This window comes from Paenibacillus tarimensis (assembly GCF_021532315.1).
GTDB lineage: Bacteria > Bacillota > Bacilli > Paenibacillales > Paenibacillaceae > Paenibacillus_I > Paenibacillus_I tarimensis.
Genome location: NZ_JAKGAO010000007.1, coordinates 122,525 through 137,923 on the forward strand (window position 1 = coordinate 122,525; position 15,399 = coordinate 137,923).

The window sequence follows — 15,399 nt, forward strand, 5'->3', positions numbered from 1 at the left end:
GGGTGAGCATCTATGTGGGAGAATATTAAACAATTCGCTTCCGAGTTCTTTGTAACGGGCGACCCGCTGATCTACGGGGCTGACGTTGGTATTGCGCTGACGATGATTGCCATCGTATTCATACTGACCTATTTCAAAAAATGGACTTGGCTGTGGCGCGAGTGGCTGACAACTGTCGATCACAAGCGTATCGGTATTATGTATATTATCGCATCCATCCTTATGTTGTTCCGCGGCGGCGTGGATGCGCTGCTGATGCGGACGCAGCTGGCGATGCCGGAGATGGAGTTCCTGACTCCTGAGCACTATAACCAGATTTTCACGACGCATGGCGTTATTATGATTCTTTTCATGGCGATGCCGCTGATGTTCGGTTTGTTCAACATCGTGGTCCCGCTGCAGCTGGGCGCGCGTGACGTCGCGTTCCCGTTCCTGAACTCGCTGAGCTTCTGGCTGTTCTTCTGGGGCGCGATGCTGTTTAACCTGTCATTCGTCATCGGCGGTTCGCCGGATGCGGGCTGGCTGGCTTATCCGCCGCTCTCGCAGATGTCGCATAGTCCCGGAGTCGGGCAGGACTTCTATATATGGGGTATTCAGATATCCGGTATAGGCAGCTTGATGACAGGGATCAACTTTATCGTCACGATTTTGAAGATGAGAGCACCGGGCATGTCTCTGATGAAAATGCCGATGTTCTCCTGGTCCGTACTGTCGAGCTGTGTCACCATTATCTTTGCTTTCCCTATTCTGACGGTTACACTGGCTCTGCTGTTCCTTGACCGTTATCTGGGCGCGCATTTCTTCACGCTCGACGGCGGCGGCAACCCGATGATGTATATCAACCTCATCTGGATGTGGGGCCACCCGGAAGTCTATATCGTTATACTGCCGGCGTTCGGTATCTTCTCCGAGATTGTGGCAACCTTCTCTCGCAAGAAGCTGTTCGGCTATAAGTCGATGGTGTTCGCGATGATGATCATCTCGGTTCTCTCCTTTTTCACCTGGCTTCATCATTTCTTCACGATGGGTTCGGGAGCAAGCGTTAACAGCTTCTTCGCGATTACGACGATGTTAATTGCGATACCGACCGGTGTTAAGGTGTTTAACTGGCTGTTCACAATGTTCCGCGGCCGGATCACATTTGAGACACCGATGCTCTGGACGATTGGCTTCATCCCTTGCTTTGTCGTTGGAGGGATGACCGGAGTGCTGCTGTCCGTAGCGCCTGCCGACTTCCAGTTCCATAACAGCTACTTCCTGATTGCGCACTTCCATCAGGTACTGATTGGCGGCGTGGCATTCGGCTACTTCGCGGGTCTGGCTTACTGGTGGCCGAAGGTATTCGGCTTCAAGCTGAACGAGAAGCTTGGCAAGTGGGCGTTCTGGCTGTGGAACATCGGCTTCTATGTCTGCTTCATGCCGCAGTACATTCTCGGTTTGATGGGCATGACCCGCCGGGTCAGCTCATACAGCTGGGACAGCGGCTGGTGGGAGCTTAACCTGGTCTCAACGATCGGCGGCTTCCTGATGGGTATCGGCTTCCTGTTCCAAGTATGGCAGATTGCCCACAGCATCCGATTCATGAAGCGGGATACGACGGGCGATCCGTGGAACGGACGTACGCTGGAGTGGTCAATTCCTTCACCGGCGCCACTGTACAATTTCGCCACGCTTCCGCAGGTCAGCAGCCAAGATGAGTGGTGGGAAGAGAAGCAGCGGATTGCCGCCGGCCAAGCGCCGAAGCAGCAGCAGCCGCTCGAACCGATTCATATGCCGAAGAATTCCGGCATTCCATTCATCAAGTCGTTCTTCTGGTTCATTGCGGGCTTTGGCTTTGTATTTGACTGGCTGTGGATGGCGATCCCGGGTCTTGCTGGTGTAGCGATCTGCATGCTGGCGCATTCCTTCAACTATGACACGGATTATTATATCCCGGTGGACGACATCAAACGTACGGAAGCCGCGGCTAGGGGGTCGGTATAATGGCACAAGCAAGTGCAGGCGCGCATCAAGGTCACGAGCATGGCCATGACGGCCATCATGATATTGAATCCATGCGCACCTTTGGCTTTTGGATCTTCCTGATTACCGACTGTATTCTGTTCGGTACGTTGTTTGCAGTCTATATCGTCCTGCATGGCAACACGAACGGCGGCCCTACGGCCGATGAGCTGTTCGCTATGCCGGGCATAATCGCCTCAACCTTCATCCTGCTGACGAGCAGCTATACGAGCGGCCTTGCGGTGTTGTCCATGAACAAGGGCAATGTCAAGGGCCTCATCGGCTGGCTGATTGTAACTGCGCTTCTCGGTGCTTCCTTCATCGCGCTGGAGGTTACGGAATTTGTACACATGGTGCATGAAGGCGCAACGATCGGAACTAGTGCCTTCCTGTCATCCTTCTACACGCTGGTCGGCACACACGGCCTTCACGTGTCGCTCGGTCTGGTCTGGATGATTGCTATTATTCTGCAGCTGTCCCGCAGAGGCATTACCAGTGTTACGAAGCGCAAGGTCAATGTCATCAGCTTGTACTGGCATTTCCTTGACGTCGTGTGGATCTTCGTCTTCACGATCGTTTATCTGATGGGGGTGATGTAAGATGGCGCAGCATTCTGCGAAAGGCCACGGCGCAGCCGGAGATCATGATGTGCACGGCGGCGGCCATACTCACGGCTCGTTCAAGTCTTACACGATCGGCTTCCTCCTGTCGATTGTCCTGACGATTATCCCGCTCGTGGTTGTCCTGAACGGCATGCTTGAGCGGACCGGAACCATCATCGTCCTGCTTGTTACCGCGGTTCTCCAATTTATCGTACAGTTGCTGTTCTTCATGCATCTGAACGAAGAAGAGAAGCCAAGATACAACCTGATGACGCTTATTCTGGGTCTTGTCATCGTGCTGACGATCGTCCTCGCTTCCATGTGGATCATGGCGTATAACGGTGTGGCACATTAATGAAATATGGGCATTAGAGAAGAGAGCTGAATCTGCTTGAGCAGAGACGGCTCTTTTCTTTTTTGCATATACTGGGTTAAACAAGAATTAATGAGGTCAACGATCAATGGAGTTAATGCTTAACAAGAGTAGCGCTGCGTGCCGTACAGTTCTCCGATGACAATGGCGATCAACCGGGTAATAACCATTTTATTTTTTCGCTAAGCAGGAGTTCTCCAAAAATGAGCGAATTTTTAAAATATTGAAATCGGTTACATATTTGGTCGTCACGTTTAATATGTAATATATAAAGGCATACTTGATACTAACTTTTACCCTATTACACTGGCTAGCCGGAATAAGGAGGCGTTGACTTATGGTCAGAAGAGAAGGAAGCATCGGCATCGGATTGCTGAATGGTGTAATGCTGTGTCTGCCTTTCTGGGCGGCTGTAATCAGCCTGATGGCACGGTAACTCCCACACTTCACTTAAGCAGCTGTTTTTGCAGCGGTTCTATATGATGAATAGCAATTGTTAAGAAAGACGGGAGGCTTCGGCCTTCCGTCTTTGTGTCTACGATGCCGCTTATTTTCAAGACAGGCCTTCGTAATGTCTGCTTGCGAAGCGGGCGGGATTCGTGTATCCTAAAACTAATATCATTAGTTTTGGCGAAGAGGAGAGGTTTTCGATGAGAGTTACCCCGTATACGAGCGGTCTGCAGCTTTCCTTCATGCCCCGGATTTTCCCGGTGAATTGCTACTTGGTGGAAGAAGAAGAGGATTGGACGCTGGTGGATTGCGCGCTTCCTTATGCCGCAGGGCCAATCTTGAAGCAGGTAAGGCAATCGGGGAAACCGCTCCGCCGCATCGTGCTGACCCATGCGCATGATGATCATATAGGCGCGCTCGGAGCGCTGGTCAGGGAACTGGGGGACAGCGTGAAGGTGTATATATCCAGGCGTGATGCACGGCTTCTCAACGGTGACCGGACGCTGGACCCTCATGAAGCCCAGTCGCCGGTTCGCGGCGGTGTTCCGAAGAAGGCGCCAGCTGTACCGGATGTGCTGCTTGAGGATGGCGATTCTGTGGGAAGCTTGCAGGCAGTGGCAGCGCCTGGACATACACCAGGCTCCATGGCATTCTTGGATTCACGCTGCGGAACGCTTATCGCAGGGGATACTTTCCAGACACGGCCAGGCATTGCGGTATCCGGCAGCATGAAGCTGCTGTTTCCCTTCCCGGCTTTGGCAACTTGGGACGCGGCAACCGCCCTTGTAAGTGCAAGAAGGCTGGCTGACCTGCAGCCTAGGCTGCTCGCTGTGGGGCATGGGAGGATGCTTCAGAGCCCGGTGGAGGCGATGCAGGGAGCCATCAGGGATCTTGAAGCAAAGCTGATGCAAAGTACATCGCAAGTTAGGAGCTGATATAGGATGTCACCCCGTATTGGAATGGATAAGCAGATCATTGTGACTGCAGCGGTGGAGATTGCGGATGCGGAAGGATTGGAATCGGTAACGCTGGCCCGTGTAGCGGAGAAGCTGGGGGTACGGTCACCGTCCCTGTACAATCACATAAACGGGCTTCAGGAGCTCCGGATGCAGCTTACCCTGCTGGCGCTTAACCGACTTCATGCAGCTATGGCAGCTGCTGCTGAAGGGAATCCAGGTGAGGAAGCTCTGCGGCGGATCAGCCAAGCCTATGTTAACTTTGCGCGTATGCAGCCGGGTCTCTATGAAGCGGTGCTCCGGTCGCCGGATCCTGCGGAAGATCGGGTGGGAGAAGCAGCCGGTACAATCGTCAGGCTTGTTCAGCAGCAGATGGCTTTCTTTGGGCTGAATGGGGATGCCTCACTGCATGCAGTAAGGGGGTTCAGAAGCATGCTGCATGGTTTTGCGGAGCTGGAGAGGGCAGGGGGTTTCGGTCTTCCGCTTGATCTGGATACTACCCTCGAGCTGATGATTGAAGCCTTCTGCAGAGGGTTAGCGGCTTACAAGCGCACATGAACAGCTGGAAGGCAAGGTTCGGGTGATGCAGTGTGTCAACATAGAGCCGGAGGCATAGCTGCCTCCGGTTTCTTTTTTTTGTTATTTGCATAATGCCATGTGGTCAAGCTGCCTTTAACAAAATTTGCCGCCCTTCTTCATCGGCTTCGTCTCTGTATCCTCTGCAAGCTTGTCCCCGAACTGGTCTAGTCGCCCTGGACTTGAAGCAGGGCCGTTATTCTTAGGCTTATTGTTGCGACCTGTCATCGTCATCACCTCCCGTGCTCATAACTTGAACGAAGGCAGCCGATTTCATTCGCCCACAACGCCTTATACGGATATCCCTGGTTGCACGGACTTATAACCTCGTGTATTTACTTGGCAGATAAGGGCAGGATAAGACAGATTAACGGATGGGCGGGTGTGTAGATATGCATTTACTTATCGTATTGTTCTCCATATATGCCGTATGGCGCCGGGCTGATCTGCGGAATTGGCAGGTGTACCATCCGACGATGCTATATATGGCGCTCGGTAATGCCATGTACAATTTTATCTGCGCGAACTATTTGCTGTGGGAGCTTCGTCCGGATATTATGCCTAACCATTCATTAACAGAGTATCTACATACGCTTATAACCTTCCCGGCGACTGTTCTACTGTTTCTGGGGGGGTATCCTAAGGGGGGCGGCCGCTTAAAGGTTCTCTTGCATTATTTGTTCTGGATTGGGCTGTATGCTGGTGTAGAGAGCGTGTTTGCGCTCACTAACCGAATCGTATATAACCATGGCTGGAATCTGATGTGGTCAATCTTGTTCGATTTCATGATGTTCCCTATGCTCAGGCTTCATGCCCGGCATCCCCTGGCCGCTTATGTCTTGTCTATACCGATATCAACCATTTTAATTATGATTTTCGATGTACCGGTGCATATCCCAATCCCGCAGCGTTGAAAATAGCTGTCTGTATATACCTGCTCTGCTGCTGGCGGATGACCGGGATCGGGCATGTGCTAATCTTTTAATCCTTTGCCATCGAGAATGTGCTGCAAATACTTTCCGACCCTCGATTCCCTGGTTTTGGATTGTTTAGGCTCAGAAAAGTAAAGTATGTATGCTCTTTGCCGTCCCGGAGTCAAAGCTTCAAAGGCTGTCTTCAATGCAGGCATTTCATTGAATTTATGTTGAAGCTCCTCTGGGATTGGAAGCTCTGTATTCTTCTTGAATTCAACTTCCAAGCCGGCTTTCTCAACTTCAATGGCTTCATGAATATAGTCTTTCAAGATATGCTCCATCTCCGTTATCTCTTGAACACTGGTGAACCGGATCTGGCGCGCTGCCTGCACATTCTCCGTTTGTTGAATGAGAATCCCGTGGGGATCCTGTAATAAGGCACCTTTGTGGAACAGAAGTGCACAATAATCTTTAAATCCGTGTATGAGAACAATGTTCTTATTGTCATACGTATAACAAGGATGCATCCACTTGATCTCTTCGGTCAGCTCACAGTCGAGAACAATTTTTCTCAACTTCTCAAATTCTTCCTTCCACTTCGTAGCTTTCCTCATAAATCCGTCAACCTTGGGATTTGTTCTGCTGCTGATCATCAAGGAACACCCCTTTTCTATTTCCTGTCGGCTGCTGACATCTTGGCTATCAAGTATAGGTTAAGCGGTCTGGTTCATCCACGATAAGCACTTCGCCGTCAATTATTCCAACCCACCATTCGGTTCTTCTTCCTCTTCCTCTAATAGCCGGCTCAATCGCACCAAATTCTCACTCCAGAACTTACTGTAGAAAGCAACCCAATCTTGAATTTCTCGGAGTGGAGAAGCGTTAAGTCTAAATCTTGTTTCTCTGCCGACCCTCCGGTCAAGTACCAGTCCCGCCTCCTTGAGAACTGCCAAGTGCTTGGATACGGCCGTCCGGCCCATCTCAAACTGTGCCGTTAACTCATGAAGAGGCAGCTCTTCTGCTTCGGATAGCAAACGAATCAGCTGGCGCCTGGTTGGATCGGCAATTGCGTCAAATACATCTCGTGACTGGTTGTTCTCGTTCATAACAGCGTCTCCAGTATGTAATTTTCTGTTGTATAAATCTCTTGTCGTTGTCGATACGAAGGACAGGCGTTAAGCCCGCTTCCTCCTAAAGTTTGCGGCTCTTCGGACGCGATGCCCATGAGGCGATGTGCAGTGTATAGTTAGCATGATTTCCTCTGGGAATGGATATTTATAACCGACAAATGGACACTATTTAGTGACGTTTTGAATTATAAGACACCGTATGGTGTCGTGTCAACAGCTTTAAATATACTGCATTAATCGGATAAATAAAAAAAGCGCCTCGGCAAGATGAGGGGACGCAAGGTCATTACTTCAAGAGCCCATCTGGAGGTCGCTCTAATTATTTACTTAAGCAATTTGCGTAATAACAAGGTGTGCGGAATCGGGCCTTGTTCCTCCCGCTAATGGCGTGATTGTGAGTGCCGTGGAATTCCCGGCAGGATTACGAACGGCCAGTACGGAATTAATGACCGTTGTTTGCACAAGTGCAATCCCTATTATCTGAGAAGTACCTGTCGCACGCCCGGCTACCGTATAGGCCAGATCAGCGCCATTGAGCGTTAGTATCAGTTGACCCGCTTCCACTATATTAACTTGAAACAAGACCTGATAGGTGCCAATTGCAGCCAAGTTAAATGAGCTTGCATTTATACGGGTAATTGAGGTCCCGCTGATTGGACCATTCCGGGGAAAACTTACATCTGTGCTTGGAGCAACAGTTACTGGATTATCAGGAGGCGCCAAGGAAAAAAAATCTGCAAAGGCTAATACTCCGCCTGGTGGCCCCACAGGTCCCGCTGGTCCAGCAGGTCCCGCTGGTCCTACTGCTCCGGCTGCGCCAACTGCTCCTGCCAGTCCTGCTATACCTTGGGGTCCAAGTGCGCCTGCGATTCCCTGTGGTCCGAGTGCGCCAATCGCTCCTACCAGCCCTCGCGGCCCAAGCTCCATGGCTAGACTGCAATCTATTTTTTGAGAATTGGGTTTATGATAGGGGGAGTGTTACACGACTGAACCCACACTCTTACAGTTAGGATGCCATAATGTAATTATTTCGGCAGCTCATGATTAATACATAGAGCCTGAGGGCTATCGGCCCCCTTTTCCTACAGAAGGGGTGTCACTTTGTCATCTGCGAAGTCAACTTGTGCCGATTGTAATGTGAGATTTACCACAATGCGGGTAAAAGATAGCATGGGTTTTTGAGGGCGGCCGCATTTCCGCTATAATAGCGGAAGGAGGAGATGAACTGATGGCCGAGCCTTTAAAAAATGAATACAGCCCAGACTTTATCCGCCGCCTGGCTGAGCTTGCCTCACGTGCAGAACCGGCGTTTGATGCAGCAGGATTTGAACATGCGGTGCTGGATGAAGCATGGGAGCTTATGGAGCTCAAAGCACGCACTCGGCGTGTTTCGCAGCTGCTTGGGCAGTACCTGCCTGCCGACTATGGCCGGGCGCTGGACATCTTGTATACGATCGAAGGAGAATTCCGCGGGCTTCCTCATCTGGTGTTTCCCGATTTTGTCGAGCAGCACGGTGTTGCGCCGGAGCACTGGGAACGCTCAATAGAGGCCCTGCAGCGCTTCACAAGGAATTCTACAGCCGAGTTTGCCGTCCGGCCGTTCCTCATTAGGGAACCGGAGCGGATGCTGCGCCAGATGGCGATCTGGGCAGAGGATGAGAGCGAGCATGTAAGGCGCCTGGCTAGCGAAGGCTGCCGTCCCCGCCTCCCGTGGGCCCAGGCTCTGCCTGTCTTCAAGAAGGATCCTGCACCGCTGCTGCCCATACTGGAGAAGCTCAGGCAGGACGAGTCGCTGTATGTGCGCAAGAGCGTGGCTAATAATCTGAACGATATCGCGAAGGATCACCCTGGATTAGTCATCGAGACAGCAAGGCGCTGGCAGGGCACCCATCCGCATACGGACTGGATCATCCGCCACGGATGCCGGACGCTGATCCGGGCCGCGCATCCAGACGTGATGAGCTTGTTCGGTTACGCAGACAGCGTGGAAGGCGAGCTGCTCGCCGACGTGCTTGCATGGGAGGTGTCGCCTGACCGGATCGCTGTAGGAGGACAGACAGAGCTTTCCTACCGGCTGCGTGTGCGTGGCGGTGAGCCTATGCGGCTGCGGATTGAGTACGGTATTGATTTTGTGAAAGCCAGCGGCAAGGTCTCCCGCAAGCTGTTCCTGCTCACGGACAAGACATCTGCAGGAGGATCGCTCGTAGAGGGGACAAGAACACACCGCTGGGCAGACCTATCGACGCGAAAGCATTATCCGGGCACCCACAGAGTGGTGCTGGTCATTAACGGGCGGGAAACGGCAAGCGCGCTGCTTCAGCTGGAGCCGGCGGCAGATTCACTACATAGTTAAGCCAATCATGACAGAAGGGAGTGCGGAATATGACAATCGGGGCCAGGGTGCTGAAGACAGGTGTTGCTGTTGCACTGGCGATTTTCGTAAGCGGGCTGTTTCATTTTCCGTCTCCAATCATAGCAGCGGTTGCGGCCATATTTACTATACAGCCATCGATATACCGCTCCTGGAAGCAGGTGCTGGATCAGGTTCAGTCCAATGTGCTGGGCGCGATTATTGCGCTGGCATCCGTACAGGTGCTTGGCAGTACGCCAATATCTGTCGGTCTGGTATGTATCGCGGTTATTTTACTTAATATCAAGCTGAAGATGGAGAGTGCGATCGGCCTTACGCTGGTTACCGTCGTGGCGGTCATGGAGGCGAACTCGGAGGGCTGGGATTATGCGCTGGGACGCTTCCTCATGGTTATGGCGGGAATGGGCTGCGCTTTTCTCGTCAACGTGCTGCTGTTCCCGCCACGACCTAAGAAGCAGTTCTTCGACCAGATCCGGGAGGCTTACGGTCAGCTGTCACTTCTGCTGCGGACAGCCATTTCCAACGAAATCAAGGAGCAGGTACACAAGGAAGAGAAGGATAAGCTGCATGGAACACTGCGCAAGCTGGATGAACGGTATGCGCTGTTCGAGGAGGAGCGCTCGGTGCGGCCGGAGAGCAAGCTGGACCGTGCCAGGCAGCTGCTGCTGTCCAAGCAGATGATTAAGGCACTCCGTAAGGGAGCAGACCTGCTGGATGCCGTCGAAGAGCATTACTTCTCGGCACCGGGAGCTGAGGAATGGTCACTGCGCTTCGATGAAAGGCTCGAGGAGCTGACGAAGTATCATGAGCATATCCTGCTCAAATCCGAAGGCAAGATGAAGACAGGCGCGCAGATCGAGCCAGAGGAAGGGCGCGAGGGGAGCTTCGTAAGCGAGCTCACGCATTATGTCAGCGCGAACCCGGATGGACATAAGAGGCTCATTTTCGTCGCGACAGCCCTGTTCGAATATGATTATCAGCTGCGGCGGCTCGACAAGCTGGTGAATCAAATTGAGGAGCGCAAGGAACAGTAAAAGAAACGGGTATGCTGCGTCATACGCTCTGCACGATACAGCCCCGCTGCCTTTCCTGTCTGGAAGGGCGGCGGGGCTTGCTTGTCAGGAGTAAGAGTATCAGTGATCTGTGCCTTCTACGAACTGCTTCGGTGTAGCAATGAACCCCTTCTTGTCCTCGGTTTCATTCTTGGCAACAAGCCTTGGGTCCGTACGGCCGTCATGGTGGTTATCAAATGCATATTCGACAAGCTTCCATTCAGTCGGTCCGAGTGTTACATCAGAGGGAAAATGCTGTCCGCGGTGCAGATGCTCCTCCCGGCCGGCCTCGTTCAGATAGACGCCATCAACCTCGACCATCTCGCCGGACATTGGCAGCATATCCTGGTTGTCCTTCTGAACCTTGTTCATTGCGCTGGCCTCCTTGGTAGTCATAATAAAAAGCGGATGATAACCGGTGCTTCGCTTCCGGGCTATAGGCCGTGCTTAGGGAAAGCCGCCTGATCCGCTTCAGACTGCATGCGGGAAGCCTTGTCCTTGCCGGCGCCTGTCCGATCCGCCTTGGATTGGACATACGCCGCCCTGCGCTGCTTATGTGACGGTTGTTCGCCAGACATGACAGGTCACTCCTTTCACCAGTCTTCCCGGTTAAGTGTGCCTCAAGGCCTCCTATCTTATGCCCGGCCGTAAGCTGTCTGCATACTTGGATATTCGTTCTTAACCGCTTTGGTAACGTGCCTCAAGCCGCTTGCCGCCAAACCACATAATCGCTATTGTGGCGAGTGCAACGACAATGCGCCATGGTTCACTGGCCAGGTCGGTGATGTCAAAGCTGAGCAGTGAGATCGAGAACACCATCACAGCCTTGCCCATCAGGATCGCAATCATGAATGTCTGAAATTTCACTGTGCTAAGCCCGGACGCAAGGTTAATCAGGAATGAAGGCGAGAACGGGAAACAGGCCAGCAGGAAGATAGGCGTGAAGCCCTTGCGCTCAATCCAGTGGAAGAAGCGGGAGGTAGCCGGATAACGCTTCTGCAGCCAGCTGCCGAAGCGGCCGCCAACCTTGCGCGCGAGCAGGAACATCAGGATCGAACCGGCAGATACGCCAGCCCACGACAGCAGGAAGCCGAGCCACAGTCCGTAAACATTGGCATTCACCGCGACGAACAGCAGCAGCGGGAGGAACGGCATGAATGCCTCCAGCAGCGGCAAAAGCAGGCCCGGCAGGGGGCCAAAAGCGGAATAACTTTCGATGGTTTGCTGCAGCTGCTCTTTATCGAGCTGCTTCAGTTCCTGCAGCCATTGTTGAATATCGATCATGTTCACCAGCTTTTTCGATAAAAATTGTGATATTACATATTGTATTCATAATAAAGCCTGACGGCAATGCCGTCAGGTTGCGCTGTGATTGTCTTCTCCGCCGGTAAACAGGCTGGCGGGGAACAGGATGTAGAACACGCCGATAATCGCGAACAGCAGGGCGCTGATCCAGACGACGTTGGACTCGTTCTGAAGCTGGGCGATGACGCCGCCGGCCACTGGTCCGACCATGACCCCGATGCCTTCCACGGTGGAGAAAATCCCCCATCCAAGCCCTTGCTGTGCAGGGGGGACATAGGCGGCAAGCAGGGCATTCCAGGCGGGCAGCACGGCTGCATAGGATATGCCGAGAACAGCCGCGAGCAGCACACACTGCCATAATGGCGGGGTTGTCGCGAGGAAGCCCAGTGACAAGGCGAAGATCGTGAACCCGCCAACCAGGAACCACTTGCGTCCGCCAATCCGGTCCGTTAACCGTCCCATCGGCATGAGGGCCAGAATCGTGCAGGCTCCGCCGGCAACGAGCAGGATGGAATACTGCGAATTGTTAATCCCAAGCTGCTTCTCGGCAAAGCTGGGCAGGATAGGCACCAGCATCGCGGCTCCTGTCGTCTGCAGGATCATCCCCGGCAGCAGCATCCTCATACGGTGCAGCTTCTCGCGGAGAATTGCCAGCTGCTCTCCGAATGGAATCGTAGCGACCTGGCGTTCCTGCCGGTTGCTGATAAACAGTGACAGAAGCCAGGCGACCAGGGACAGTCCTACCAGCAGGTAGAAGGTCAGCCTCGGGCTATAGTCCAGTAGCAGGTTCGAGCAGATCGGGCCAGCGCCAAGACCAATAAACCAGATCGTGTACAGATAGCCCATCTGCGTGGCGCGGCGCTCCTCAGTCACCTTAGTCAGGCAGACAATCCAGATCGGCGATATGCCGATGCCGTAAATGGCTGCTGCCATAATGAACATCCAGGGATATTCGGCAAAGCCCAGCAGGACAACGCCGAAGAGCGATATAAGCAGCCCAGAATGGACAACGGTCCGTACCGACACCCGGTCAAGCAGCCATCCGATCAGAATCTTAAGAATGGTGTCTGTTAAATAATGCGCGGTTATCGCAACGCCGATTATATCAAGTGACAGGCCCAGCGATTTTTCGCCATAGATCGGAATGAAGCTGATTGCGACGGCGCCTCTTACAAATTCAATAAAAAAGAGAATGACCGAAAACAGAATAATTTCCGGTCCGAATGCGATGCTACGTTTGAATGCCACCCGGTTTACCCCTTTGTAATCGGAATAGCCGTTTCCGATGCTTCGGAGACGGTGGAGACGATATTCCCCGGTCTTCGAAGGTTCGAAGAGTCCGGAGGAAATCTGTTACGATCGTCTCGGCCGCCTGCTGCTTCTGCAGGGCGGCTAAAGCTTGCTTACTGGTATGTAGACGATCAGGCTGGCGGATAAGTTTCACAATTTCTCCCACCAAATCCTGCGGGCGGCTGCAGACTACCGCCGCCTTCATGCGCGACAGATATTCGGCATTCCGTCTTTCCTGGCCAGGGACAGGCCGGTACAAGAAGATCGGAAGCCCTGCCGCAAGCCCTTCCGCCAGCGTTATGCCGCCAGGCTTGGTGACCAGGCAGGTAGAGATGGCCATGAGCTCGTGAATCCGATCCACATAATCGAAGATTCTCAGCCGGGAACCATAACCTGCGTTTCCAAGCGACTGCCGGACCGATCTGGCGAGAACCGCATTACGCCCGCAGACGAGAGCCACCGACAGACCGGGATGCTGAAGAAGCCGGCGGCACAAGGAAGCCACATCCGGCATGACACCCTGAGCGCCAGCCATGATCAGCACAATGGGTTCATCCTCAGTAAAGCCGAAGCGTTCCCGGTATTCGGGGAGAGGCTCAATATAATCGAAGCCGCTCTTGAGCGGAATGCCGCTGGCACAGATTTGGTCAGCAGCCATGCCCCGGTCTATAGCTTCCTGCTTAAGGTCATCAGTCGGCACGTACAGACGGTCAATACCGGGGTGAATCCAGCGGCCGTGCAGATCAAAGTCCGTCAGGACGGCACAGCTGGGTATTTTCCGGATATCGGATTGAGAGCGAAGTGTAGGCATGACAAACATGGGAAAGGTATGTATGACAGCGTCAGGGCGTTCCCTCTCCAGCAGCCGTCTCATGGTGGAGCGGCCGAAGGAATGGAGCCAGTCGCCAAACAGCGAGTTATGGCGCATATCGCGCGTCGTATCATAAACCCAGCCGTACAGGCCCGGCAGCAGGGTGAAGCTCTTCATATAGAAGCTGCGGGTAAACGCACTGATCCACGGATGGGCTTCAGCCATCAGATCGACCATGACAGTTTGCTTAATACCGCGGCCTTCAAGAGCGGCTTGCAGCGCTCGCGCCGCCTGCAGGTGTCCTTCCCCATACGAGGCGTAAACCAGCATGATTTTCTTACCTGTGAATGATTGATTGCAGTCAAGGCTTGACAAGGACATGGAAAGACACACCTCCGCTCGTAGTCTAACTCAGAAATGTCATCAGAGTATGAACACGGTATGGAACCTTTGTAAGAAATACCCATGCTTGCTATACTGATATTAACCTTATACACACAAATTCTCAAACGGCTTCGGCAAAAAAAAGGAGGTTAACTATCTAATGCAATATACGTATCTTGGAAAATCCGGACTGCGTGTCAGCCGGCTTTGCCTGGGAACAATGAACTTTGGCGTGGATACAGATGAGAAGGACGCATTCCGTATTATGGACGCGGCACTTGACGCAGGCATCAATTTTTTTGATACTGCAAACGTTTACGGCTGGGGGGAAAACGCTGGCCGCACAGAGGAAATTATCGGCCGCTGGTTCGCCCAGGGGGGCGGACGCCGGGAGAAGACCGTCCTCGCTACTAAATTTTATGGGGATATGAGTGACCCGTATGACGGCCCCAATGGAGAAGGCGGATTATCTGCGTATAAGCTGCGCCGCCACCTGGAAGGCTCACTGCGCCGCCTGCAGACCGATCATATAGAGCTGTATCAGATGCATCATATAGACCGCAATGTAAGCTGGGATGAGCTGTGGGGCGGGTTTGAGACAGCGGTTATCCAGGGGAAAATCGGATATGTCGGCTCGAGCAATTTTGCCGGGTGGGATATTGCAGTGGCACAGGGAGAAGCGAAGCGCCGCGGCTTCCTGGGATTGATCTCCGAGCAGCACAAGTACAATCTGCTGTGCCGTCTGCCTGAGCTTGAAGTGCTCCCGGCCGCTCAATCGCTTGGCCTTGGCGTTATTCCATGGAGCCCGCTGGACGGAGGCCTGCTTGGAGGCAATGCCCTGCGCGGCGGCTCGGGCAAACGGAGCGGCGATACGAGCCGGGTTGAGAAGCACAGAGCACAGCTTGAAGCTTACGCAGCCCTCTGCGATGAGCTGGGCGAACGCGAGGATATCGTATCGCTGGCGTGGCTGCTCGCTAATCCGGCTGTTACTGCACCGATCATTGGTGTCCGGACGGCCGAGCAGTTCGAGCGCTCGCTGCGCGCGCTGGAGCTGAAGCTTGACGAGGGCATGCTGGAGCGTCTCGATGAGATTTTCCCGGGACCGGGCGGAGATGCGCCTCGCGCTTATGCGTGGTAGCAGGCTCCTTAGACATAATTAAAGAGGGAGTCCACAGTGGCGCAGT

General features: G+C 53.3%; 18 protein-coding genes. 9 read left to right on the top strand and 9 right to left on the bottom strand.

Translation table 11 applies throughout. The annotated features are described in order from the left end of the window. Positions 1–12: 12 nt before the first annotated feature. The 5 genes from L1N82_RS07235 (at position 13) to L1N82_RS07255 (ending at position 4,940) form a co-directional block, all read left to right on the top strand. On the top strand, positions 13–1,983 hold the full coding sequence (locus L1N82_RS07235) for a cbb3-type cytochrome c oxidase subunit I (protein ID WP_235286717.1): 1,971 nt from the start codon (positions 13–15) through the stop codon (positions 1,981–1,983). After that, the gene (cyoC, locus tag L1N82_RS07240; protein ID WP_235286718.1) at positions 1,983–2,600 is read left to right on the top strand and encodes a cytochrome o ubiquinol oxidase subunit III; all 618 of its coding nucleotides are present in this window, start codon (positions 1,983–1,985) and stop codon (positions 2,598–2,600) included. The genes L1N82_RS07235 and cyoC overlap by 1 nt, the downstream gene beginning before the upstream one ends. Position 2,601: 1 nt before the next feature. Then, positions 2,602–2,958 (top strand): cytochrome o ubiquinol oxidase subunit IV, encoded by a 357-nt coding sequence (gene cyoD, locus L1N82_RS07245; protein ID WP_235286719.1) that lies wholly within the window; start codon positions 2,602–2,604, stop codon positions 2,956–2,958. A gap of 668 nt (positions 2,959–3,626) precedes the next feature. Then, complete coding sequence (locus L1N82_RS07250; RefSeq protein WP_235286720.1) at positions 3,627–4,361, top strand: MBL fold metallo-hydrolase; 735 nt, start codon at positions 3,627–3,629, stop codon at positions 4,359–4,361. Between the two features lie 6 nt (positions 4,362–4,367). Further along, positions 4,368–4,940 carry a TetR/AcrR family transcriptional regulator gene (locus L1N82_RS07255; protein ID WP_235286721.1) on the top strand — a complete coding sequence of 191 codons (573 nt, stop codon included), beginning with the start codon at positions 4,368–4,370 and terminating at the stop codon, positions 4,938–4,940. A 114-nt stretch (positions 4,941–5,054) separates the two neighbouring features. Here L1N82_RS07255 and L1N82_RS23170 read toward each other — a convergent pair whose 3' ends face one another. Further along, entirely contained in the window at positions 5,055–5,186 is a 132-nt protein-coding gene (locus tag L1N82_RS23170; RefSeq protein ID WP_268821867.1) for a hypothetical protein, read from the bottom strand. Positions 5,187–5,350: 164 nt separating this feature from the next. Between L1N82_RS23170 and L1N82_RS07260 the strand changes: the two genes are divergently transcribed. Then, positions 5,351–5,872 (top strand): CBO0543 family protein, encoded by a 522-nt coding sequence (locus L1N82_RS07260; protein WP_235286722.1) that lies wholly within the window; start codon positions 5,351–5,353, stop codon positions 5,870–5,872. A gap of 59 nt (positions 5,873–5,931) precedes the next feature. Here the strand turns inward: L1N82_RS07260 and L1N82_RS07265 are convergent, their stop codons facing one another. The 3 genes from L1N82_RS07265 to L1N82_RS07275 all read right to left on the bottom strand — a co-directional run bounded on the left by L1N82_RS07265 (position 5,932) and on the right by L1N82_RS07275 (position 7,929). Then, positions 5,932–6,525: a YdeI/OmpD-associated family protein gene (locus tag L1N82_RS07265; protein ID WP_235286723.1), complete on the bottom strand. Its 594-nt coding sequence runs from the start codon at positions 6,523–6,525 to the stop codon at positions 5,932–5,934. 102 nt (positions 6,526–6,627) lie between these two features. Beyond that, a complete protein-coding gene (locus tag L1N82_RS07270; protein ID WP_235286724.1) occupies positions 6,628–6,978 on the bottom strand; it encodes an ArsR/SmtB family transcription factor in 351 nt (116 codons plus the stop codon). 351 nt (positions 6,979–7,329) lie between these two features. After that, positions 7,330–7,929: a collagen-like protein gene (locus L1N82_RS07275; protein ID WP_235286725.1), complete on the bottom strand. Its 600-nt coding sequence runs from the start codon at positions 7,927–7,929 to the stop codon at positions 7,330–7,332. A gap of 301 nt (positions 7,930–8,230) precedes the next feature. On the opposite strand from L1N82_RS07275, the gene L1N82_RS07280 reads away from it, so the two are divergent. Together L1N82_RS07280 and L1N82_RS07285 are read left to right on the top strand one after the other, a co-directional pair. Next, complete coding sequence (locus tag L1N82_RS07280; RefSeq protein ID WP_235286726.1) at positions 8,231–9,355, top strand: DNA alkylation repair protein; 1,125 nt, start codon at positions 8,231–8,233, stop codon at positions 9,353–9,355. Between the two features lie 29 nt (positions 9,356–9,384). Next, a complete protein-coding gene (locus L1N82_RS07285; protein ID WP_235286727.1) occupies positions 9,385–10,407 on the top strand; it encodes an aromatic acid exporter family protein in 1,023 nt (340 codons plus the stop codon). Positions 10,408–10,506: 99 nt separating this feature from the next. On the opposite strand, the gene L1N82_RS07290 is transcribed toward L1N82_RS07285, so the two are convergent. The 5 genes from L1N82_RS07290 to L1N82_RS07310 all read right to left on the bottom strand — a co-directional run bounded on the left by L1N82_RS07290 (position 10,507) and on the right by L1N82_RS07310 (position 14,212). Next, positions 10,507–10,797, bottom strand: coding sequence for a transposase (locus tag L1N82_RS07290; protein ID WP_235286728.1), 291 nt, complete (start codon positions 10,795–10,797; stop codon positions 10,507–10,509). A gap of 62 nt (positions 10,798–10,859) precedes the next feature. Next, entirely contained in the window at positions 10,860–11,003 is a 144-nt protein-coding gene (locus L1N82_RS07295) for a hypothetical protein (RefSeq protein ID WP_235286729.1), read from the bottom strand. A gap of 100 nt (positions 11,004–11,103) precedes the next feature. Then, complete coding sequence (locus L1N82_RS07300) at positions 11,104–11,709, bottom strand: TVP38/TMEM64 family protein (RefSeq protein WP_235286730.1); 606 nt, start codon at positions 11,707–11,709, stop codon at positions 11,104–11,106. Between the two features lie 72 nt (positions 11,710–11,781). Continuing rightward, a complete protein-coding gene (locus L1N82_RS07305) occupies positions 11,782–12,978 on the bottom strand; it encodes an MFS transporter (RefSeq protein ID WP_235286731.1) in 1,197 nt (398 codons plus the stop codon). Beyond that, positions 12,962–14,212 carry an MGDG synthase family glycosyltransferase gene (locus tag L1N82_RS07310; RefSeq protein ID WP_235286732.1) on the bottom strand — a complete coding sequence of 417 codons (1,251 nt, stop codon included), beginning with the start codon at positions 14,210–14,212 and terminating at the stop codon, positions 12,962–12,964. The genes L1N82_RS07305 and L1N82_RS07310 overlap by 17 nt, the downstream gene beginning before the upstream one ends. A 163-nt stretch (positions 14,213–14,375) precedes the next feature. Here L1N82_RS07310 and L1N82_RS07315 point away from each other — a divergent pair, with 163 nt between their 5' ends. Next, positions 14,376–15,353 (top strand): aldo/keto reductase, encoded by a 978-nt coding sequence (locus L1N82_RS07315; RefSeq protein WP_235286733.1) that lies wholly within the window; start codon positions 14,376–14,378, stop codon positions 15,351–15,353. The last annotated feature ends 46 nt before the right edge of the window (positions 15,354–15,399 follow it).